The organism is Erythrobacter sp. S259 (genome assembly GCF_057364965.1).
In genome coordinates, this window is the sequence record NZ_CP200286.1 from 824,487 (window position 1) to 845,039 (window position 20,553).

Consider the following 20,553-nt stretch of genomic DNA (forward strand, 5'->3'; position numbering starts at 1 on the left):
TCCCAAGCCTGACCCGTTTTCGTTCGTTTTTAGAAAATTGATGAAATGGTCGGGGAGAGAGGATTCGAACCTCCGACCCCCTGTACCCAAAACAGGTGCGCTACCTGGCTGCGCCACTCCCCGACATTTCATCTGAGCGAGCGGTCAATCCGCTGCACTCGGTTCGCCTTTTTTTGCCCATTAGAGCAGACGCTCAAACTTGGTGGGCCCGGCAGGATTCGAACCCGCGACCTAGCCGTTATGAGCGGCCAGCTCTAACCGCTGAGCTACAGGCCCTATAAGGGTTCGTTGGGCTAAACCCAAGGTCGAACTGGCGGTGCCTCTACAGCCCTACTGCACAAATCACAAGCGGGTGTTTGAGGTATTTTCAAAAGATGCGGGCAAGTTGCAAAAAATCATGCACCCACAGCCTCAATTACCTGCGTAACGCTTGCGGATTTCAACCCGGATTGCGCCAATCGCCCATATATTTGTGCAAACCAGTCATACAGCGCGTCGACATCGTTTTGACTGCGCGTGTAGGGTGTGAAGCCGGGCATTAATGAGGGGCTGTGGAACGATAACACGGTGAGCGGTGTCTTGGCCTTCAAAGACAATTCCAGCGCGCGCAATGCCTCCTGGGTGGAAACACCCTCCGGGGTAAGCGCGATCCGCTCCAGCACGCCTGTGCGCGCCAATACGCCCATAAATGAAGGGATATGATTGCCTGTGCGTTGGAGCGCTGAGCCAAACTGCCGCATCGCGCCCCAGTGAACGACTGTCATAGGCACCTCAAGAAGACTGCGCTCTTCATCGGCCCAATAAGGCGAGGAAGGGTGATTTGAAAAGTCAGGCCCTTCCTCAGCGCTGTAATCGAACAATGGCCGCACCGAGGTGTCGATTTTAATGCCGCCTTGTTTCAAAATCTCCGCGCTGTTTGGGCCAAGCCCATATCGCCCAGCCCGGTAGATTAGCGGTGCTGTCCCAAATGCTTCTTCGATCCGGCCGCGCAGCGCCATAAACTTTGCTCGTTCCAATTCGCGCGGCAGATTGCCAGCAAACGAATTGCGCAAGGTCAACGGCTCATCAAACGGAGGGTTCACCCAGGGGTGAAGCTGGGCACCGATATCAGCGGCGCCGCGTTTGACCGCATCGCCAATAATCTCAACAGCGGCGGCATCATTGGCAACCGGCCAATCCACCAGATAAATAGGGTGTGCACCAATCTTCTCGCAGAACTCTTGAAACCGAGGGATCGCTGAGATGTGGCTGAGCCCGTGCTTGTCCCTAGTGAACGGGCCGTTCCAATCAAACTCTTCTTCAGTGTCGACTGTAAGCAGCATGCGCTGGCCAAAATCGGCGTGAAATTGGGGCTTGGCAAAAACGCCGGGGGTATGCGCCATCGAAAGAGGAAGCACCTCTTGGGGTCGAAGACCCACGGCCTGCTCGTCGGCAGATTTGATCCTTGCCCATTTCATCATCAAGGTCATAGCATAGCAGAGTTTAGCGATGCCTTACCGTGTTGCTCGAACTTCGTTAAGGCACAGGTTTAAAGGCAGGAAATACTACTGCGCGGCACATTCAGTGCCAGATTCTTCTTGGCGCTTACTTGCTTTTGGTAGCGTAAGGGCAATTGTCTCTCGCAAACGCACAAGATCACCGCCGCGTGCCCGAGCCTCAGCCCGCGCCAGCCGAAGCGCAAATCCTGAGCCAAAAATACCCGGATTTATCGCGGTTCCCGAAGGACGCGCATCAGCAGCGAACAGGTCATCTTCGCCCAGCAATTGCATAGGCAAATCGCATGAGAGCCGAATGTGCTCACCATCAATCTCGAACTTTGCCTTCAGGGTCTCGCCCGCCGCACACGCGCCGCCAATGCTGGCAAGAAGCCGCCACAAGAGGCTCTCAGCACTTTCGGTGTCGATTGCGGCAAATAGGGCTGCCTCGCTTTCTTCTTTGAGCTCTATCCCCGCCATTCTCGCATCGAGCACCTGAGCCAATTGGCGAATGATGCGGTTTGCCAGTGGGGAGATATCGGTCCGCCCTCCGTCCGGCTCGGTCATTCCGGTTTCGAGCCTTGCCAGCCGGTCAAGCTCTTCAAATCCCGAAAGGATACGGGCCGCATCCGAGGCGATAGCAGCTGCAAGCGCGCGGTATTCGTGCGGCGCAGAGCCAAACAATTGCTGCTGAATCACCTCTGAATAACCTTGCACCGCCGTTACAGGTGTGCGCAGTTCATGGAGCAATTGGCGGATCCGATCCGCTTCTTTTTGGGCAGGACTGGGACCGGTTTTCGCCGGTTCAAGCGGCCTGCGCATCCGCCCAACATAGCCCGCAAACCCGCCAATCTGACTAAAGCGCGGCTGTGCATCGACAACCCAGTCTCCGGCGATGGCAGGGGCCCCGCTAAACACAAAGGGCGCAGCTTTTATCGGCTGGCGCTGGTTGAATGCGGATGTGAGAGGGTCTTGGATCGGAGCCGACCGGGTCCGGCTTGATGCGATCAACCGCGTGCCCACTACCATCGGTGCGATATCCTCCTGAGCCCATTCGATCCGCCCGCCTGCATCAGCTGCAAAGCCAAAGCCGCGAACAATCCGGAGGCGCGCGTCGTCCTCCTCCCCAAGCGGTAAGCGCGGCATGAGCCCATTGTTACCGTTGATGTTTTCATCGAATCGATCATCCACACGCGGCGCGGTTTCGCGGGAGCGTTGAAAATTGGAAATGCGCTCGACCAGCGCTGAAATTTCGCTCCGGCCCTCGGTCCAGGGTGGAACTCCGGCAAGCGGTGCCAGCTCCTCGAGGCCGGGAGCCGGTGCTTCATCCTCTAAGGTGTATGCCTCGTTGTTTGGGTGTGGTGCTTCGATACCTTGAGCCGCAGTATCTTGCGTATCGGTATTTGGTTCGGCCTCGGTCTCATCCGCAGCCTCATCAGCAGCCTCATCAATCCCAAGAGGCTCTTCGGCTATTTCCCTCAGCTCTTCGATGGTGAAGGGATCGGGGGTAAATCCTTGCTCTTCGATAGGATCGGCAGTGTTTTGATCCGGTCTCTCGTTCTTCGTTCTGTTTTTTGGGAAAAATATCGGGCGACTGCGGTTTGAGCTGTCTGTGTCCGTAGGCTCTTTGAGCGGACCGGCGGGCGGCAATATCGGAGGCACCGAAAAGGGTTCGCTCGGCAAATCTTCGACCGGAATGTTCGATCCGGGCAGCTCGTCATTCGGTGATAGGCCGAGCGGCGCGGTAACGGGCTCGGAAGTGCCCTGAGCCGTGGTGGACACTTGAGCGACTGCCGCATCAGGAACCTGCGCATCACCGTGTGTATCAGGGTTTGGAAGACCGCGATCGTGAATGCCAAGCTGTTCAAGCATCGTCTCAACATCCTCAGGCAAATCACGTTGAAGCCGCAAAAATCCGCGTGCCCGAACAGGCAGGCGCGGGACGAGTGTGATCCAGTCCTCGCTCCGCAGTTGCGCACGGCTTATGGCAGCGGACGCCACGTCCGGTTCAAAGTCGGCAAGGTGTGCGACCAATTCTGGATTGCGCAGCCGCCAGCCGGGCTCATTGATCAGCTTGGCGCGGTCCTTGGCCGGAATGGTCTCTGCCAGCGTGTTCATCCGCATCCATGCGGCGGCCACAAGGCTCGGGTCACGTGCGGCATGGCGTGCTCCGCTGGCCTGAGACCCCAAGAGGTCAAGCAATTGCCGATATTGCGTCCGGCGCATCGCGTCGCTCTGAGCTTTTTGTCTCAAAACTGTTGCAAGGCGATCATCAAAGAACATGCAGGCTCCACAAACGCACTATCGCGCACAAGACGAAAGCCGATCTTGGCTAGTGCAGTCGATAGCATCAAGCGAAAGGAGCGATAGACCGGCATTGGAGTGCGTTGCAAAGCGGGACAATTGCTGGCACACATAATTTTATTAGTTTCAAAACCGATGAATCGGGTAGATTCTTTCAGGCGGCTTTTGTCCCGTTAGCTTCGTCCCGTCAGCTTCGTCCCGCTAAAGGGCCGGCCCGAATCGAGTGGCGAAAGTAATCAGGCAAAATATTGAGGGCAGGGGTGTAACACGCCGCCTTTGGAGGAGAGAACAGGGACCATGACAAACTTAGACGAGATTGATCGTCGGTTGTTGAGTGAGCTTCAGTCAGAAGGGCGTGTCACAAATGTTGAGCTTGCTCAGCGTGTCGGGTTGACCGCCCCTCCGTGCCTGCGCCGAGTGCGCGGACTTGAAGAAGATGGCGTTATCCGGGGCTATCACGCGGATCTTGACCCTTCAAAACTCGGCTTCGCGATCACTGTGTTTGCAATGGTCAGTTTGAAAAGCCAGGCCGAGGCAGACCTGCGCGAATTTGAGGAGCATATGGCCCACCTTCCCGAGGTGCGTGAATGTCACATGCTTAATGGCGAGATCGACTTCATTTTGAAGATTGTGAGCCAGGATTTGCAGAGCTTTCAAGAGTTTCTGACCAGCAAGCTCACCCCTGCACCCAATGTGGCGAGCGTCAAAACCTCGCTCACAATTCGCACAGCCAAATACGAGCCTGGTGTACCGCTCTGACAGGACATTTAGCGCGGAGGGATGATAATGAGTGACCCTGCCAAGCATTTAGCGCATCCAATAAGCGGGTCTTGCCTGTGCGGTTCTGTTACAGTCACGCTCGGCAAAGCGCACCGCGAGGTTGATGTGTGCCATTGCACCATGTGCCAGACATGGGGCGGCTCAATGTATGCAGGGATTGAGGCGGATGATTTTTCCATCGCAGGCGAAGAGTATATCACCCGCTATCCCTCCAGCGATTGGGCAGAGCGCGCCTTCTGCTCCAAATGCGGGAGCCATCTTTGGTACAAATTCGTGCCGACAGGAAACCGCACTTTCCTTGCCGGCATGTTCGAATTGCCCAAAGGGATGTCGATCAAGTACCAGATTTTTATTGATGAAAAACAAGACTGGTATGACTTGGCGCAGGACACTCCAAAGAAGACCGGTTCTGAGATAATTGCCGAAGCCGAGGCAGCGGGATTTTCGTTTGATTAGAGCGGATTGGTGCAAGAGGTGGATAGGTGAGTAGGAGCCTTCATGCTGGACGAACCAGTTGTGACGCCTATTGAACTGGCGGATCCCATTGAGGAATCAACGCCGCCTCTTCAGCCCCATTTGCCGACCGAAACCCGCGAGGATGGGACTGTGGTCATTGATCTTTCGGGTCTCGCGCCTGCGCCTCTCCGAAAATACAGAAGCGCAAGCCAATGTCATCAAAAAGGGCGTCGGCGGCTGGAATGCGGATGGGATAGAAGCGAAGGTGAAACTCGAGTTCTAGCGCGTCAGTGCAACTTCAGTTTTGGCCGAACAATGCGGTTCACCCGGCCGATAACCATCAGGCCAAGACCCTTCATCCAGCCGTGGATGCCGATCAAATGCATCCGGTAAAGCGAGGTGTAGATGAACCTTGCAATCTGACCCTCGACCGCCATCGCACCGCCGACAAGATTGCCCATCAGGCTTCCCACGGTGGAAAACCGGCTTAGCGAAATCAGCGAGCCATTGTCTGTGTAGGTAAAGGTTTGGAGAGGCCGTCCACGCTCGCGGAGACGAATGTTGTGGTATACGGTTTCCGCCATCTGATGCGCAGCTTGCGCGCGGGGAGGAATTTGCGGGCCGCCTTCTTCGGGTACGAACGCGCAGCAATCCCCCATGGCGAAAATGTCCTGGTCGGTCACAGTCTGCAAGGTGGGCTTGACCACGATCTGATTGCGCGGTGTCACCTCAAGGCCAAGCGTGCTGAGGAAATCCGCCCCTTTCACGCCTGCTGCCCACACCATAAGATCCGCGTGCAGCGTCTCACCCTCTTTCGTGATGAGCGCTTTGCCGGATGCCTTCACGATCTGGACGCCTTCACGCACCTTGACGCCAAGCGCTTCCAATTCGCCCCGCGCCGAATTGGATAAGCGTTCGGGAAGTGCCGGGAGAATGCGCGGGCCTGCTTCGAGCAAGGTAACCTCCAGACGGCTTTCATCAAACACTTCAAGACCATAGTGTTTTAGGCCAGCCGCAGCATTGTAGAGCTCTGCGGCAAGTTCCACGCCCGTCGCACCGCCGCCGACAATCGCCACTTTGACCCGCTCATCGGCGGTTGGGTCAGTGAGCATGGCCCGGCTTACTCGGAGACAGTGGTTGAGAAGCTTGGTCCGAAACCGATCGGCCTGCGCGCGGCTGTCGAGGTAAAGGCAGTGCTCTTTCACGCCCGGCACACCAAAGTCGTTCGACACGGATCCTATGGCAAGGACCAGCATATCATAGCGGATAGTGTGGGCACCGATGATCTCTCTGCCCTCGTCGTCGAGCACCGGAGCCAGGCGAATAGTGCGGTCACTCCGGTCGATGCTTTCAAGAGTTCCCTGAAAGAACCGGTAACCCCAGCGGGCGCAGTGACCTCGGTATCCGACTTCGTCCATATTGGCATCGAGTGAGCCTGCTGCAACCTCGTGCAAGAGCGGCTTCCAAATGTGTGAAAGGTTTTGATCTACAAGAATAATATCGTGATTGCGCCGCCCGTATTTTGCGCCCAGCTTGCGTGCAAGCTCAAGGCCGCCAGCGCCTCCGCCGACAACCACGATCTGCGTCTTGCGCGCGCCTTTCCGGATGCGTGCATAAGGGGGAGAGGGAAGGGGTTTGCTCTTCTGCGGGGTGATCGTGTGATGTTCCATAAACAAGGCGTCCATTATCATCCCCGATCCCGCGAGGGTTGCTGCCCGGTGTACGGGCTTAGTGGTGCAACACACGAACCTGCGTTTTGTGCCCGAAAGTCAAAGTGTCAGCTGTCCTGCAACAAAAAACCCGGCAGCATTGCTACCGGGTTTCTGTGATGGGTTTGGAGTGGGCGACTTCACCCCTCGCGCTTCTCTAACCATTCCTCTAGCCACTTGATCGAATAATCACCGTGAAGCACGTCTGTTTGACGCAGTAGCTCTTGATGAAGCGGAATGTTCGTTTTCACACCCTCAACCACCATCTCTTCAAGCGCGCGGCGCAGGCGCATAATGCACCCCTCACGGTCGCGGCCGTAAACGATGAGCTTGGCGATCATGGAATCGTAATAGGGCGGGATTGAGTATCCTGCGTAAAGCCCTGAATCGACACGCACATGCATGCCGCCAGCCGGGTGATAGGAATGCACTTTCCCGGGCGAGGGCGCAAAGGTGAACGGGTCCTCTGCATTGATCCGGCACTCGATTGCATGGCCCCGGAATTCGAGGTCTTCCTGCGCCACAGATAGCGGTTTGCCAGCAGCAATGCGGATCTGTTCGCGCACAAGATCGACGCCAGTGATGGCTTCAGTCACAGGGTGTTCAACCTGAAGACGGGTGTTCATTTCGATGAAGTAAAACTCGCCATTTTCCCAAAGAAATTCGATCGTGCCAGCGCCGCGATACGCCATATCGCGCATCGCCTTGGAGCACACCTCACCCATATGCATCCGCATCTCGTGGTCGATTACGGGGGAGGGGGCCTCTTCGAGAACCTTTTGGTGGCGGCGTTGAAGCGAGCAGTCGCGCTCACCCAGATGGATCGCATTGCCTTTGCCATCGCCAAACACCTGAAATTCGATGTGGCGCGGATTGCCGAGGTATTTCTCGATATAGACGGTTGCATCGCCAAACGCGGCTTTTGCCTCGGAGCCCGCTTGCTGCATGAGCGTCGCAAGCTGATCTTCGCTCTCGCACACTTTCATGCCGCGGCCGCCGCCGCCAGATGCGGCCTTGATGATTACCGGATAGCCAACCTCGGCGGCGATTTTCTTGGCCTCCTCAGGATCAGAAACCGCACCATCAGAGCCCGGAACCAGCGGCAAGCCCAGATCACCAGCGGTTTTCTTGGCCTGAACCTTGTCGCCCATTGTCACGATATGCTCAGGCTTTGGCCCGATCCATGCGATATCGTGCGCTTCAACAATCTCAGCGAATTTCGCGTTTTCCGACAGGAAGCCATATCCTGGGTGGATAGCATCGCACCCGGCGACCTCGGCGGCGGATATGATCGCTGCGTGGTTAAGATAACTGTCAGTGGCCGCAGGCGGTCCAATACACACCGCATGGTCAGCCAGCCGCACATGCATCGCCTCGGCATCAGCGGTGGAGTGCACCGCGACCGTCTCGATCCCCATTTCATGAGCCGCACGGTGAATGCGCAGAGCAATTTCGCCGCGATTAGCGATCAAGATGCGTTTAATTGCCATCGTCTAGTTACCCAATAACGACGAGAGGTTGGTCAAACTCAACCGGCTGAGCATTTTCCACAAGGATCGCTTTGATCGTGCCGGCTTTGTCAGCGGTGATTGGGTTCATAACCTTCATGGCCTCGACGATCAGCAATGTGTCGCCCTCGGCAACGCTGTCGCCGACTTTGATAAAGTTTGCAGCGCCCGGTTCAGCCGCAAGATAGACGGTGCCAACCATAGGCGATTTGAACGCGCCTTCATGGTCGTCAGCCGCCGGAGCCGCAGGTGCGGGCGCAGCGGCAGGTGCCGCCGTGGGCGCAGCATGTGCCGCTGCCACGGGAGCAGCCGCAAAAGTTCCAACCGCTGAGCCGCGAGCAACGCGGATTTTGCGGTCGTCATCTTCGACTTCGATTTCGGTGAGCCCGGTCTCGTTCAAGAGCTCTGCAAGCTCGCGGACCAAAGCGGTATCGACATTCATGCCGGACTTGCCAGCGTTCGGCTTTTTGTCAGCCATTCGTTCCTCTGATGTGACCCCTGGGAAAGATTATTGAGCGTGCCTATTCACCCCAATTGTGGCTGGCAAGTGGCAATTTCCGGGAAATGTGAAAGTTTCTTTGCAATCGCTAGACTTGGTCTGACATTACGATGTCTAAAGCAATGCGGTAAGAATCTGCACCATGCCCCTCTACCGTTTTGGCCGCTCCAAGTCCCACGTAGGAAATGTGCCGAAACTCCTCGCGCGTTTTAGGGTCTGATAAATGCACCTCGATCACAGGCGTCGTGATCGCTTTGATGGCGTCGAGCAGCGCGATAGAGGTATGGGTGTAAGCCGCCGCATTCAGCAGGACCGCCTTGACGCCTTCGGCCTGCGCCTCATGGAGCCAGTCAACCAGCATCCCCTCGTGATTGGTCTGACGCATATCAATGCTCAACCCATGTTCGCGCGCCTGATCTTCAAGCATGCCTGCGATTTCATCGAGGGTTGTCGAACCATAGATTTCAGGCTCGCGAAGACCGAGAAGGTTGAGGTTCGGACCGTTGAGAACATAGACAAGATTGGACATGCTCGCAGTCCTAGCGCGTCAGACCTTTACCGCAAAGCGATCCGTGCTAACCCGCAAGCGCAAGACCCAGAAATTTCTCGGCAGCCAGTTTAATCTTTGCAGGCGCCGCGTTAAGTTCGGGCATTATATCAATGGGCAGAGTGTCGTTTTCGGCCAGTTTAATCCGCTTCATCCGCCAGTTCGGGAAAGAGCGCTCGAGGATGCGCGAGTGGTACGCAATCTTGATCGCGTGATGGCGCGGGTCCGTTTTTAGCGTGTTGATGAGGATGTCGACACTCGAAACCGGCCCCTCAATGACCTGAAAAAAGCGCCCATTGGCATATATCAAAAAGCCGGTCAGATCAGCGCTCGCATTGTTCTTCGCTGATTTTTCAACGATCTTAAAAACGTCGCCGGAACCCAAAGTTTCTGACGCGGTGCTGGTGTATACAAGCTGGATCATTTCTTGAGGGATAAATCCAATTTATTGTCCGGGGGTTAACGCCGCGATCTGAAACGCAATCTGAGACTCTCCAATTGCCTCTTGCATTTAATAAGGTATCAAACTAAATCCGTGATGATTAGATATCTAATTAAAAGGAGGCGGTAATGCAAAGACGGCACGTATTGGCGGCAGGCGGAGGTGCTTTAGGATTGATCGCGGCTGGCGGGGTTTGGCGTGTCACTTGCTCCCCAGACAGCGCATTCGAGCCCTGGGTCGCTGCCCAAACTGTGCACGATGATGTGCGGCTTGATGCCTTTAGCCATGCGATCCTTGCGCCCAACCCGCACAATCGGCAGCCGTGGCTGATCGAAATGCGGGGTGAGAAAGAAGCAATTCTGTCTTGCGATCTCGATAAGCGTCTTCCGGTCACAGATCCATTTGACCGGCAGATAACGATCGGGTTTGGAGCTTTCCTCGAGGTGGCGCGGATTGCTGCGGCTCAGCGCGGTGTCGCTATGCAGGCCGAGCTGTTTCCAAACGCAGAAGAAACAGCGCGACTGACTTCGGATCCTGTTGCGCTTCTGAAGTTCGAAGACACTGGCAGCGCCAGTCCCGATCCGCTGTTCGATGCAATTGTCCATCGAAGGTCAAACAAAGAGGCCTATGATAGCTCGCGAATTGTCTCTGAGGCCGAACTCAGCCAAGTGCTTGCCTCGGGCGGGGAGGGCACAGCGGACCCGGCAAAAATCGCAGCACTTCGCGGGGAAATTATTGAGGCAATCAAAACAGAAATGACCACGCATGACGCTCATATGGAGAGCGTTGATTTGATGCGAATAGGCTATCAAGAAGTGGCAGCAGCTCCCGATGGGATTGACCTGTCAGGCCCAATGATTGAGGCAGGCATTGTGACCGGTCAGATTAACCGTGAATTGCTCGCCGACATGGATAGCAGCGCATTTCAACTGGGCGTTGATCAGATGCAGGAAACCTATGGTTCTGTGCCGTCGCTTATCTGGATAAAAACCCCATCCAATTCGCGGATTGATCAGATAGAAGCGGGAAGGCAATATGTTCGGGCAAACCTTCGTGCGACACAGCTCGGCCTTGCGATGCATCCTATGAGCCAGACCTTGCAGGAATATGACGAGGTTTCAGCCAATTACCGGCGCGTCCACGATGTTTTGGGAGCTAAGGGAGAGGAGCGAGTTCAAATGCTCGCCCGGCTTGGCTATGGTCCGAAGACCGGTCCGGCACCGCGTTGGCCGCTTGAGAAATTTGTGAGTTAGGGCTTCGCCTGAAAATGAAACAGCGCTCCGAATTGTTCGCCCTTTTCAATGAGATTGGGATCATAAACCAATTGTCGAACGCGGCCTTAGCCGCAGTGCTGCCTGACGGCATGACAATCGCCCAATTTGGTATCCTCAACCATTTCGTGAGGCTTGAGCAAGGGCCAAAAGCGCCCAAAGACCTTGCCAGCGCCTTTCAGGTGACCCGCGCCACAATGACCAGCACGCTGGCCCGGATGGAGCGGTCAGAATTGGTTGAGATCGCCAAAAACCCTTCGGATGGACGCGGCAAATTGGTTGCCATTACGCCAAAGGGGCGAGCGATGCGCGAGCGCTGTCTAGAGCTGATGGATAAACCCATCGGCGAAGCCCAAAGCGTGCTTAGCGATGAGGAAGTGAGCGCGCTCTTGCCTTTGCTCGCCGGTGTTCGCGCAAGTTTGGACAAATTGCGCGATTAGCAAAACAGATGCGCTTCGTCCGGCAACGGGGAGCCCCTATTTGTCGACACCCTTGATTTTGCCCCATTGGCGCGCCGCTGTATAACCAAGATACCCCGTACCAAACAGCGCATAGAGCGGCTCAGGAAGACCGCCAAGATAGGCGTTCATTCCGCCTGCGATATCTCTGGCAATGCCTGGATTGAATGCGCTGAGTAAGCCCATGGGCAGGGCGGTGAGGATCAGCACATACATGACGTAAAGAAAGCTCGGCCGGGCTCTGCTGGTCCATGGGTCATTGGAGTTCGCCTCTGCAACGATGGCCTGAAGACGCGCCTCGATTAGGTCCATCTCCTGCGAGCCTTCTAGCCGAATAAGTTCAAGCTGCGCTTTGGCGCGCGCTTCCTTGTCTGGGATGATCTTGTCGAGCAGCTTGGTGAGTGGTCCAATAAGCGTGTTGAGCAATCCCATATGCGAGCTCTCCTTTACATGAGTCGCTCTCGAAATAACCAAATGGGTTCGTGTAGGAAAATAGAATTACCTAGATTTATTCCTATTCGCCAGCTTCTGCCAGCAACCTTTGCGCCAAGGCAAGGTGTGGGCGGTCGATCATATTGCCGTTTAGTTGCAGCGCGCCAGCGGCGGGGTTTTGGGCAAAGGCTTCGACAATATCGCGGGCATGGGCGAGCTCATCATCACTCGGGGTAAAGGCAGCGTTTATGGGGGCAATTTGGGCGGGGTGAATGGCCAGCATACCGCGAAACCCTTGCGAGCGCACCCGGCGAGCGCGCGTTTCAAGCGCGTTGAGGTCGCGAAATTCGGGTTGCACCGTTTCGATGGGCAAAACGCCCGCCTTTATCGCGCCGAGCAGGCACAAGGACCGCGCCATTTCAAAGACATGGGTGTACTCGCCGCCGGGGCCACGCTGCTCGCTCGCGCCCAATTCGCTTGAAAGATCCTCTGCGCCCCAGCTCATGGCGGTAAGGCGCGGTGCGGCGTCATAGGTGCCGGTGGTGAACATCGCGGCCGCGGTTTCTGTGACGAGTGCAGCGATCTTGGTTGTTCCTTCTGCAATTCCCGCCGCATTTTCGCGTGAGGTGATCATTGTATCGAGGGTTGCGACATCATGGCCGCCCTCGGATTTGGGCAGAAAGATGCCTCCGGGTCCTGCGGCAATGACAGCATCAAGGTCGGCCTCAGTCCACTCTCCAGAAAGGGGATTGACCCGCACCCAGATGCGGCGTTTATCGGGGGCGTTTGCAATAGCGTCTGCCACCATTTGGCGCGCCTCTGCCTTGCTGTCTGGAACGACGGAGTCTTCAAGGTCGAAAAGCGCAATATCGGCATCGCTCGCAATGGCTTTGCCCATTTTCTTCTCGCTATCACCCGGCGCAAACAGCCAGCTGCGCATTTTGATGGTCGGGGCGGTGATCATGGAAAATCCTCTTCATCTTGCTGAATAAAGCGCTCAGAAGGTTCCTTCAATCTCCAGCGTGAAGATTTGTCCGAAGCTGCGATCCCGGTCCTCGCGAAAATCGACTATGCCAGCGGCGCGGTCGAGGAAAACGGTACGGTCGATCTTGTTTGTTCGGTCGAGGATATTGTTAATCGCCAGGCGGACGACTGCACCCTTAACGTCCTTGTTCTCAATGTAGTAACCCGCAAATCCGAAGGTTTCTCGCTGCAGGGAAATTTGGTCTAGGCGCACATCGGCCGCCCTGTCGTTCCAAAACGCTGTCACGCCGGTTGCCCAATCAGAGGAGGCGAAATCGTGGCGCAGTTCAAAATCGACCTGCGCGGTCTCGAAGCCAGAAAGATTGCGCGAATTGCCTAACAAGGGATCACGTACAGAGCTGTTCGCAAGACGAAAGCCTGCATCAAAGCGTGTGCCCTGCCATCCCAAGCCATCAGAGAGTAGCGTTATATCGCCTTCAACACCAAAGCGGCTCGCCGAAGGGATATTGCCCGGCGCCTGGCCTCCGCCATCAATCGGGATGAGATCGACAATATCAGAGACGTCTTCGTAAAACGGGCGCAAGGCCAGCGTTCCCACAGCGCCAAGGCCAATATTGCCTTCAAGCTCGATGCGCCAAAGCTGTGGCGGGACAAGTTCGACATTCGACACATTGGCATTGCCGAAATCCAAATCAACTGAAGCGATAAAATCGAAGAAGTTGAGCTGGCCGACTTCGCGTTCGATACGGCCAGATATGTTGACGGTGTCGCTTGCTTTCCAATCGAGCGCAGCAAACCCCTTTGGCCGGAAAAATGTCCTCGTGAGCCCTGTTGGCCCGTCCTGACTGATGCGCGAATATTCTGCGCCAAGGCTCGTTTGCAGTTGCAGGTTAGCAGCAAGCGGGCGGCTGTAAGTGACACTCGCCTCTGCGCGGTCTTCGTCAACGCGGCTGTTTGCCCCTGTAAGGACAACCGGTTGCAAAACCCCCTGATCATCGCGTGCCTCGAGAGAAGCTTCGATATCGAGGAAGTTTTTGACCCCCTCAAGCGCCAGCACCACGTCCCCGCCAGCCGCACCAAAGGTAAATTCGCCGCGTGCGATTGTCTCGGCTTCGTCGGCGTCTCGGGTGAAGAGGGACCCTTCTTCAGCGCTCCCATCGGCAAACTGCGTCAAGACGGAGTTAGTGGTCGGGCTGTCCTCGAACCGGTGGTAGCCGATCAATTTCAGCCGCCCGCCAGCAATCACAAAATCATAGTCTGCGCCGACCTCGAAATTGAACTCGTCCTCTGTGCCGCGTAACGTGCGAAGACGGTCAACCGGATCAATGGTGCCAGAGCGTTCCGAAATCTCGCTGTTGCGCCGGATAAACCCGTTCACTTCGCCTGTCAGGTTGAGAACATTTCCGTTGCCAGCGACGCGCGAATAGGAACCTGCAAGACTGATCGTATCGAAGGCAAAGTTGGCTTGCTCATCGCGTGTGTCGATCAGAGTGTCATTGCCGTCGAAGACAAATTCGACCCCGTCATCGCCGCGCCTGTTTGAATCGTTTTCAAGCGCGAGGGTCCACTCATCCTTTTGCCCGCCACCTGCAAAAGAAACCCGTCCTTCGAGTAAGCGTGGCGGCGTGCCTCGTGTGCGAATCTGCGGCGCGTAACGGAACGTGCCGGTGATCCCGCCGCTTCTTGCTGTCATGACGTTCAAGACCTGTCCGGTGAGCCCTCCGATATCGAGGCTTGCGCCGTCGACAAGCTCCAGCCGGACAACCTCTTCCACCGGAATACGTCCGAGCGCTTCAACAGGACCGTTGGATTTGCCGGATATGCGGCGTCCATTGATCAGGACATTGGTATCGGCTGCACCAAGACCGCGCGCTCCTTCACCTTCGCGGATGGAAAAACCTGGGACCTGGCGGGCCATGTCCGCAGCGCTACGCGGGGCGAAGCGGGAAAAGTCCTCAGGCATAAACACCGCGCGCGTTCCAGAATCTTGTTTTGCCTCATCAGATGTTTCTTCGGGCGGGTCTACTTGTTCGCGGGCCTCGTCTTGCGCATGGATCGGCGCGGATGCGAGCGCGATTTGAGCTACACCTGCCAACGACACTATTCGAAAAAATGATAAGGGAGCAGGCTTGGCGATCATGAAATTTCCTTGCGCGCGCCTGAAATCAAAATTCGAGTCATTTGAACAGTGTCAAAGGACGAAAGGGTCACCATTCCCGACGAAGAGCCTTCGATCAATAGCTTTTGGCTGAGCGGATTTGAATGATCACTCCACTGGTCGGGAAGACAGGATTCGAACCTGCGACCCCCACACCCCCAGTGTGATGCGCTACCAGGCTGCGCTACTTCCCGAACCGGTGGAGTGGCGCGCCTATAAGCCGACCTTGTAACGCTGGCAAGCGCCGATCCTGCGGTGTTCGCAACCTATGATCATGCACTGCTCGATTGAGCGGGCCAATTGCGGGGCGCTTGCAATGCTGCTAACCGCGCCCACTTAAGCCCGAGAACGAATGTGTTCAGGAGAGGGATCGTAAGCAAACTACGGGGCAGCAAATGTTGCTTATGGTTTTTTGCGACAATGCCGCTCACGGACTTATCTTGAGAATTTACATAGGTTTTTAAAAGATATGCTCGAACTTCTTACCGCAGCCGCAGCCGCCGGTGATGCGCCTCCTGCATGGATCAACTGGCTGCCAATCGTTGGGATGGTGGTGATCTTCTGGTTCCTGATCATCCGCCCTCAGATGAAGCGGCAGAAAGAGCATCAGGCACGTGTTTCCGGCCTTAAGAAAGGCGATGAGGTCGTAACGCAGGGAGGGCTCGTGGGCAAAGTCATCAAAACTGACGACACCTACGCCGAGATTGAGCTTGCCAAAGACGTGCGGGTCAAAGCGGTCAAACACACAATCGCCGATCTGATTGAGCCCGGCTCAAAGCCCGCAGCGAACGATTAAGCGCCCTGTTCATCTTTGGCTCTCTGGCCATCCTAAATACATCTCAATAGGATCAATGCGCTCTCATGCTTGATACCCCCTCTGGAAGAAAATATCGCTTTGGGCCTTGACCCTCGCATTGATCGCGGCGGCGATGCCGTCCTTGCTGTCATCGACTGGTATCGACCTTGGCGAGGATGCGCCTGAGGTCAATTTGGGGCTCGATTTGGCGGGCGGCTCGCACCTTTTGCTCGAGGCTGATCCGGATGATGTGGCGGCTGAGCGGCTGGAAAATATGGAAGAAGCAGTAGAAGCGGCGCTGCGCCAGGCGAATCCTCGCATCCGTTTCGGCGATACCTCGCGCGGCAATGGGCGCTTGTCGCTCTTGCTGGAATCGGCGTCTGATATCGACCGGGCTCGCAGCTTGCTTGAACCGATGATGATGGGCACTGACGGTTCGCTGCGCCAAGAGTGGGAACTGGAGGTTGTCGATACGCAGCGTCTGGTTCTGGTACCAACGGACAGCGGGCTCAATGTTGCGGTCAACAACGCCATGGAAAGCGCGATCGAGGTCGTCCGCCGCCGGATCGACGAACTGGGCACTCGCGAGCCCACGATTGTAAGGCAGGGCCCGACGCGGATTGTGGTGCAGGTTCCAGGTTTGCAAGACCCGCAGGCATTGAAGGACCTTCTGGGAAAAACCGCTCAGCTCGAATTTAAACTGGTCGACCAACAGGCGCTGCCGAGCAACACTGAGGCCGGTGTTGCCAATCCAGGCAGCCAGATTTTCCCTTACGCCGGCGATTCCCAATTCGCGGGCAGTTTTGAAGCGGTGAAGCGATTGGGCGGCATTCGCGGCGATACCCTAACCGGCGCACAGGCCGGGGTAGATCCGCAGTCCAATCAAAACGTCGTCAACATCCAGTTCAATTCGCAAGGCGGGCAAAAGTTCGCTCAGCTTTCAACCGAAAATGTTGGGCAGCGTTTTGCCATTGTGCTCGACGGGGAAGTGATCTCGGCTCCTGTTTTCAACGAGCCTATCCTTGGCGGGGCGGCGCAGATCTCGGGCAGTTTCACCCCCGACAGTGCCAACCAACTGGCAATCCAGCTGCGTTCAGGGGCCTTGCCGGTGCCGTTGACAGTGATCGAAGAGCGAACCGTGTCGGCAGAATTGGGTGAACAGTCCATCCGTTCGGGTATGATCACGATGTTGATCGGAAGCATCGCGGTGATTGCTTTGATGATTGCAACCTACGGCCGCTTTGGCATTTACGCGACCGGGGCGCTTGTTATCAACGTGCTCATCCTGCTTGGCCTAATGGCGATCGGGAACTTCACTTTGACGTTGCCGGGGATTGCCGGTTTCGTTCTCACAGTGGGCGCGGCGGTGGATGCGAACGTGCTCATCAATGAACGCATTCGGGAAGAACGAAAGCGCGGGCGAAAAGTGATTACTGCGGTCGAAAACGGCTATAAAGAAGCCTCTAGAGCCATTTACGATGCGAACATCACCAACTTTATCGCAGGCGCTTTGCTGTTCTGGTTTGGCTCAGGCCCTGTGAGGGGCTTTGCAGTGGTTTTGGTGATCGGGCTTATCACCTCAGTCTTCACCGCATTAACGCTCACTCGCATGTGGGTCGCGGGCTATCTTGCCTCGAACCGTCCTAAAGACATCAACATTTAAGAGGCAGGCGAGAGCATATGAAACTTCTCAAACTCGTCCCCCAAGACACCAACATCCGCTTTCTGCGCCTGCGCTTACCGTTCTTTATTGCCAGCCTTGTTCTGATGGCTGCAAGCTGGGGCCTCGTGGCGGTCAATGGTCTTAACCTTGGTATTGATTTTGCAGGCGGCCAAAAGGTCGAGCTTGTGTTCGAAGAGCGAGACGACGCCCCCGTTGGCGAATTGCGCGAACTGGTCGAGGGGCTTGGATACGGCACGCCTGTGGTTCAAGAATTCGGGCAGGCGAACCGCGTGTCGGTCCGGGTGCCTTTACCTGAAAATATCGAAGAACAAGGTGAGGGCGCGGCCAACGCCATCGGTGACAATGTCGTCGCTGCTATTCAGGCCGAGTTCGACAATGTGAGACCTGATGGGAACGACACGGTGTCAGGTAAGGTCGCCGAAGAATTCAGCCGCGATGCCGCGCTTGCATTGCTGTTTGCTCTGGTTGCTGTTGCGCTTTACATCTGGATCCGGTTTGAATGGCAGTTTGGGGTCGGCGCTCTGTTCGCGCTGTTCCATGATGTCTCGCTCACTCTGGGTATGTTTGCGCTTTTCCAGCTTGAGTTTAGCCTTCAGATTATTGCGGCCATCCTCGCGATCATCGGCTATTCTTTGAATGACACCATCGTTGTTTACGACCGTGTTCGAGAGAACCTCAAAAAGTACCGCAAGATGCCGCTGCCTGAGCTTCTTGATTTGTCGATCAACGAAACTTTGGCGCGGACTGTGATGACCTCGCTCACCTTACTTGTGGCGCTTTTGCCGCTGCTGGTTGCTGGCCCCTCGAGCCTGTTTGGACTTGTGGTTGCGATCACTGCGGGTCTGTTTATCGGGACCTATTCCAGTGTCTATCTGGCATCGCCCATTCTCATCTGGCTGGGCGTCACCTCGGACAGCTTTGTTCCCAAAGAGACAGAGGCTGATATCCAAGAGAAGAAGGTTTTGGGCGAAATTTGATTGCTCGACTAAGGCGCGTTCGCGCTTTTGTCCTCTGCGAGCAGGTTCCTCAAATATGCGACCGAGCACCTGCGATCCTGCAGGCCGTTCAGTCCGCAGCCTATTGCTGCGCAATCAGACCATCGTAATAGGCGGCAAGCTCAATCGCATTGGTTTGCCAGCTGAACTTTTCCGCTAACGCAGCAACGGCCCGGCGCATTGGCGGGTCGTTAAGCACTTTTGCGATGCCCTGAGCGACCGCCTCGGGGGTGCGTTCGACCAGCCGTCCTGCGGTGGAATTTGTGATGATCTCGCGCGCTCCGCCCACATCACACGTGACCACAGGCGTACCGCAAGCAAGCGCCTCCACCCACGCATTGGCAAGACCTTCGTTGTTCGTTGGGAGCACCATGACATCGGCAGCTGAGAGAATAAGCGGGAGCGTGTCGTGATCGAGCGAGCCTGCAAAATGCACTCGCTCGCCAACGCCCAGATCACGCGCCAACTCGCGCAGATGCGCCTCGTCATCGCCCTTGCCAACAAGCACCAGCCGCGCGCCCGGTGTCTGCGCCAGAGCGGCGATTGCAATGTCTTGACCCTTGCGCTCAATCAATGCGCCAACGCACACCAAAAGAGGCGCGTTGTCAGGTATTTGGAAACCCAACTCTAAACTCAGCTGCGGGCGCAATTGGGTATGGGTGAGAGGCCGAAAACGGTCGCGATCAAGGCCGGTATAGTGAACTTGGATTTTCTCTAGCGGCATGCCAATTGCGGCCATTTCTTGCTTCAATGAGCCGCTCACCGCCAGAAGACCGTTCGCTCGGCTCGCTGCGTCGATCATCTGGTCGCGGGCAAAGTCAAACGTGCCCCAGTAGGTGATGTCTGACCCGCGCGCTTTGAGCGACAAGGGAAGGCCCATCTTCCGGGCGACCCATGCGGCTGCGGGGCCATCAGGAAAGAAGAATTGCGCATCAATCAGATCAATCGGCGTCTCAGCATGAATGCGCTCAACCACTGGCAGGGCCGCTTTCGCAATCGCAGAGGCATTGCGCCGCGCGCCAACCGCCGGGATCAGGGTGAAGTGCGGACGGTGCACGCTCACATCGTCTTCTTCACTTTGCTCAGGCAGTTTGGATAAAGCCCGGTACCTTCCAAGGGCCACCGGGGGCAGGCCGATGGGATTGACCACGCTCACCTTCCAACTTCCCCGCTCTGCCAAGGCTTCCATTGAGCGTGCAACAAACGTCCCAAATCGCGGGTTCACCGCATTGGGATACAGAGTGCTGATTGACAAAACATGCTTCACTGGGGTGTGTCTCCGCTAGGGGGAGGCTGTGTTAGCGCTCTTATCTTAACGAACTTCATGGCCGGTCTGCGGCCTAAAGCGGGCGCACAAGCATCACCGCAACTGCAATCCAATCGGGGTTGTCGATAACTTGCTGTTTTTGACCTGCCTGTGCAGGCAAGATGCCAACCAGAGGCCCTTTTTTGTCAATCAAACGCCCAAAGGCAAATCGTCCACCAGGCCTAGGGACAAGGCAATCACGGTTCATGGCTGCCAGAAAGTCCTGATCTTTCGTGGCCCACGCATCCATTTGACGAAGCCATACGGTATCGCCTGTGCGGTATTCGCCAATTGGTGCCGTCACTTCGAGCACGAGCATAGGCTCATCATCCTGACCGGTGGACATTTCGCTTGGCAGAACGGCATCACGCGGTGACTTCAGCGCCTCGGGATCATTCGTCCCGATCTCAGCGATTACTTTTGCCCGTGGGCTTTCGCTAGAGCGCACCAGAACTTCAGGATTAACATCAAGCGCAATCGCAATCCGCTCCATCCATTTGGTGGAAAGGGTGCGCATGCCTGTTTCGAGGCGGCCAATGGTTTGAGCCGTCGTCGGGGGATGACAAGCGGCTCCAAGATCCGCCAAAGTCATTCCTCTCGCCTTTCGAATTTCGCGAATTCGATTGATCATGAACTTCTGAGCCCCCTGCGAATGCGGTGTCATATGTAACCAAATCGGCAATAAGACCTTTCCTACATCGCTAGTGGGATTGCAAGTCTGTTCTAACCCAATTGGTGAAAAGGAGTGT

The 20,553-nt window shown here is 56.1% G+C and carries 19 protein-coding genes and 3 tRNA genes; 7 read left to right on the forward strand and 15 right to left on the reverse strand.

All coding sequences use genetic code 11. The annotated features are described in order from the left end of the window. Nucleotides 1–46: 46 nt before the first annotated feature. The 4 genes from AC0V60_RS03870 to AC0V60_RS03885 form a co-directional block, all read right to left on the reverse strand. Nucleotides 47–123, reverse strand: a tRNA-Pro gene (locus AC0V60_RS03870). Between the two features lie 77 nt (nucleotides 124–200). Then, a tRNA-Ile gene (locus AC0V60_RS03875) sits at nucleotides 201–276 on the reverse strand. 119 nt (nucleotides 277–395) lie between these two features. Further along, on the reverse strand, nucleotides 396–1,460 hold the full coding sequence (locus AC0V60_RS03880; protein WP_486177221.1) for a polysaccharide deacetylase family protein: 1,065 nt from the start codon (nucleotides 1,458–1,460) through the stop codon (nucleotides 396–398). An 84-nt stretch (nucleotides 1,461–1,544) separates the two neighbouring features. Continuing rightward, nucleotides 1,545–3,701: a histidine kinase dimerization/phospho-acceptor domain-containing protein gene (locus AC0V60_RS03885; protein ID WP_486177222.1), complete on the reverse strand. Its 2,157-nt coding sequence runs from the start codon at nucleotides 3,699–3,701 to the stop codon at nucleotides 1,545–1,547. A 375-nt stretch (nucleotides 3,702–4,076) separates the two neighbouring features. Between AC0V60_RS03885 and AC0V60_RS03890 the strand changes: the two genes are divergently transcribed. Together AC0V60_RS03890 and AC0V60_RS03895 are read left to right on the forward strand one after the other, a co-directional pair. Beyond that, complete coding sequence (locus AC0V60_RS03890) at nucleotides 4,077–4,538, forward strand: Lrp/AsnC family transcriptional regulator (RefSeq protein ID WP_486177223.1); 462 nt, start codon at nucleotides 4,077–4,079, stop codon at nucleotides 4,536–4,538. Between the two features lie 27 nt (nucleotides 4,539–4,565). Then, nucleotides 4,566–5,015, forward strand: coding sequence for a GFA family protein (locus tag AC0V60_RS03895; RefSeq protein ID WP_486177224.1), 450 nt, complete (start codon nucleotides 4,566–4,568; stop codon nucleotides 5,013–5,015). Between the two features lie 287 nt (nucleotides 5,016–5,302). On the opposite strand, the gene AC0V60_RS03900 is transcribed toward AC0V60_RS03895, so the two are convergent. The 5 genes from AC0V60_RS03900 to AC0V60_RS03920 all read right to left on the reverse strand — a co-directional run bounded on the left by AC0V60_RS03900 (nucleotide 5,303) and on the right by AC0V60_RS03920 (nucleotide 9,702). Continuing rightward, a complete protein-coding gene (locus AC0V60_RS03900) occupies nucleotides 5,303–6,622 on the reverse strand; it encodes an NAD(P)/FAD-dependent oxidoreductase (RefSeq protein WP_486179430.1) in 1,320 nt (439 codons plus the stop codon). A 242-nt stretch (nucleotides 6,623–6,864) separates the two neighbouring features. Next, nucleotides 6,865–8,214, reverse strand: a complete 1,350-nt coding sequence (gene accC, locus AC0V60_RS03905) for an acetyl-CoA carboxylase biotin carboxylase subunit (protein ID WP_486177225.1) — start codon at nucleotides 8,212–8,214, stop codon at nucleotides 6,865–6,867. Nucleotides 8,215–8,221: 7 nt separating this feature from the next. Beyond that, the gene (gene accB, locus AC0V60_RS03910) at nucleotides 8,222–8,710 is read right to left on the reverse strand and encodes an acetyl-CoA carboxylase biotin carboxyl carrier protein (RefSeq protein ID WP_486177226.1); all 489 of its coding nucleotides are present in this window, start codon (nucleotides 8,708–8,710) and stop codon (nucleotides 8,222–8,224) included. 109 nt (nucleotides 8,711–8,819) lie between these two features. Next, nucleotides 8,820–9,260 (reverse strand): type II 3-dehydroquinate dehydratase, encoded by a 441-nt coding sequence (locus AC0V60_RS03915; protein ID WP_486177227.1) that lies wholly within the window; start codon nucleotides 9,258–9,260, stop codon nucleotides 8,820–8,822. Nucleotides 9,261–9,306: 46 nt separating this feature from the next. After that, complete coding sequence (locus AC0V60_RS03920) at nucleotides 9,307–9,702, reverse strand: BLUF domain-containing protein (protein WP_486177228.1); 396 nt, start codon at nucleotides 9,700–9,702, stop codon at nucleotides 9,307–9,309. A 146-nt stretch (nucleotides 9,703–9,848) separates the two neighbouring features. On the opposite strand from AC0V60_RS03920, the gene AC0V60_RS03925 reads away from it, so the two are divergent. Together AC0V60_RS03925 and AC0V60_RS03930 are read left to right on the forward strand one after the other, a co-directional pair. Next, entirely contained in the window at nucleotides 9,849–10,973 is a 1,125-nt protein-coding gene (locus tag AC0V60_RS03925; RefSeq protein ID WP_486177229.1) for an Acg family FMN-binding oxidoreductase, read from the forward strand. Nucleotides 10,974–10,987: 14 nt separating this feature from the next. Then, the gene (locus AC0V60_RS03930; protein ID WP_486177230.1) at nucleotides 10,988–11,431 is read left to right on the forward strand and encodes a MarR family winged helix-turn-helix transcriptional regulator; all 444 of its coding nucleotides are present in this window, start codon (nucleotides 10,988–10,990) and stop codon (nucleotides 11,429–11,431) included. 36 nt (nucleotides 11,432–11,467) lie between these two features. On the opposite strand, the gene AC0V60_RS03935 is transcribed toward AC0V60_RS03930, so the two are convergent. The 4 genes from AC0V60_RS03935 to AC0V60_RS03950 all read right to left on the reverse strand — a co-directional run bounded on the left by AC0V60_RS03935 (nucleotide 11,468) and on the right by AC0V60_RS03950 (nucleotide 15,217). Next, nucleotides 11,468–11,881, reverse strand: a complete 414-nt coding sequence (locus AC0V60_RS03935) for a holin family protein (RefSeq protein WP_486177231.1) — start codon at nucleotides 11,879–11,881, stop codon at nucleotides 11,468–11,470. 82 nt (nucleotides 11,882–11,963) lie between these two features. Further along, nucleotides 11,964–12,845, reverse strand: a complete 882-nt coding sequence (locus AC0V60_RS03940; protein ID WP_486177232.1) for an HpcH/HpaI aldolase/citrate lyase family protein — start codon at nucleotides 12,843–12,845, stop codon at nucleotides 11,964–11,966. A gap of 33 nt (nucleotides 12,846–12,878) precedes the next feature. Further along, nucleotides 12,879–14,960, reverse strand: a complete 2,082-nt coding sequence (locus AC0V60_RS03945; protein ID WP_486177233.1) for a TonB-dependent receptor plug domain-containing protein — start codon at nucleotides 14,958–14,960, stop codon at nucleotides 12,879–12,881. Nucleotides 14,961–15,140: 180 nt separating this feature from the next. Continuing rightward, nucleotides 15,141–15,217: transfer RNA gene (locus AC0V60_RS03950), tRNA-Pro, on the reverse strand. Between the two features lie 275 nt (nucleotides 15,218–15,492). On the opposite strand from AC0V60_RS03950, the gene yajC reads away from it, so the two are divergent. The 3 genes from yajC to secF all read left to right on the forward strand — a co-directional run bounded on the left by yajC (nucleotide 15,493) and on the right by secF (nucleotide 18,480). Beyond that, on the forward strand, nucleotides 15,493–15,819 hold the full coding sequence (gene yajC / locus AC0V60_RS03955) for a preprotein translocase subunit YajC (RefSeq protein ID WP_486177234.1): 327 nt from the start codon (nucleotides 15,493–15,495) through the stop codon (nucleotides 15,817–15,819). Between the two features lie 133 nt (nucleotides 15,820–15,952). Continuing rightward, complete coding sequence (gene secD, locus AC0V60_RS03960; protein WP_486179431.1) at nucleotides 15,953–17,482, forward strand: protein translocase subunit SecD; 1,530 nt, start codon at nucleotides 15,953–15,955, stop codon at nucleotides 17,480–17,482. Nucleotides 17,483–17,499: 17 nt separating this feature from the next. Then, complete coding sequence (gene secF, locus AC0V60_RS03965; RefSeq protein WP_486177235.1) at nucleotides 17,500–18,480, forward strand: protein translocase subunit SecF; 981 nt, start codon at nucleotides 17,500–17,502, stop codon at nucleotides 18,478–18,480. A gap of 100 nt (nucleotides 18,481–18,580) precedes the next feature. Here the strand turns inward: secF and AC0V60_RS03970 are convergent, their stop codons facing one another. Beyond that, nucleotides 18,581–19,765 (reverse strand): glycosyltransferase, encoded by a 1,185-nt coding sequence (locus AC0V60_RS03970; protein WP_486177236.1) that lies wholly within the window; start codon nucleotides 19,763–19,765, stop codon nucleotides 18,581–18,583. Nucleotides 19,766–19,838: 73 nt separating this feature from the next. Then, on the reverse strand, nucleotides 19,839–20,435 hold the full coding sequence (locus AC0V60_RS03975) for a helix-turn-helix domain-containing protein (RefSeq protein ID WP_486177237.1): 597 nt from the start codon (nucleotides 20,433–20,435) through the stop codon (nucleotides 19,839–19,841). Nucleotides 20,436–20,553: the final 118 nt, after the last annotated feature.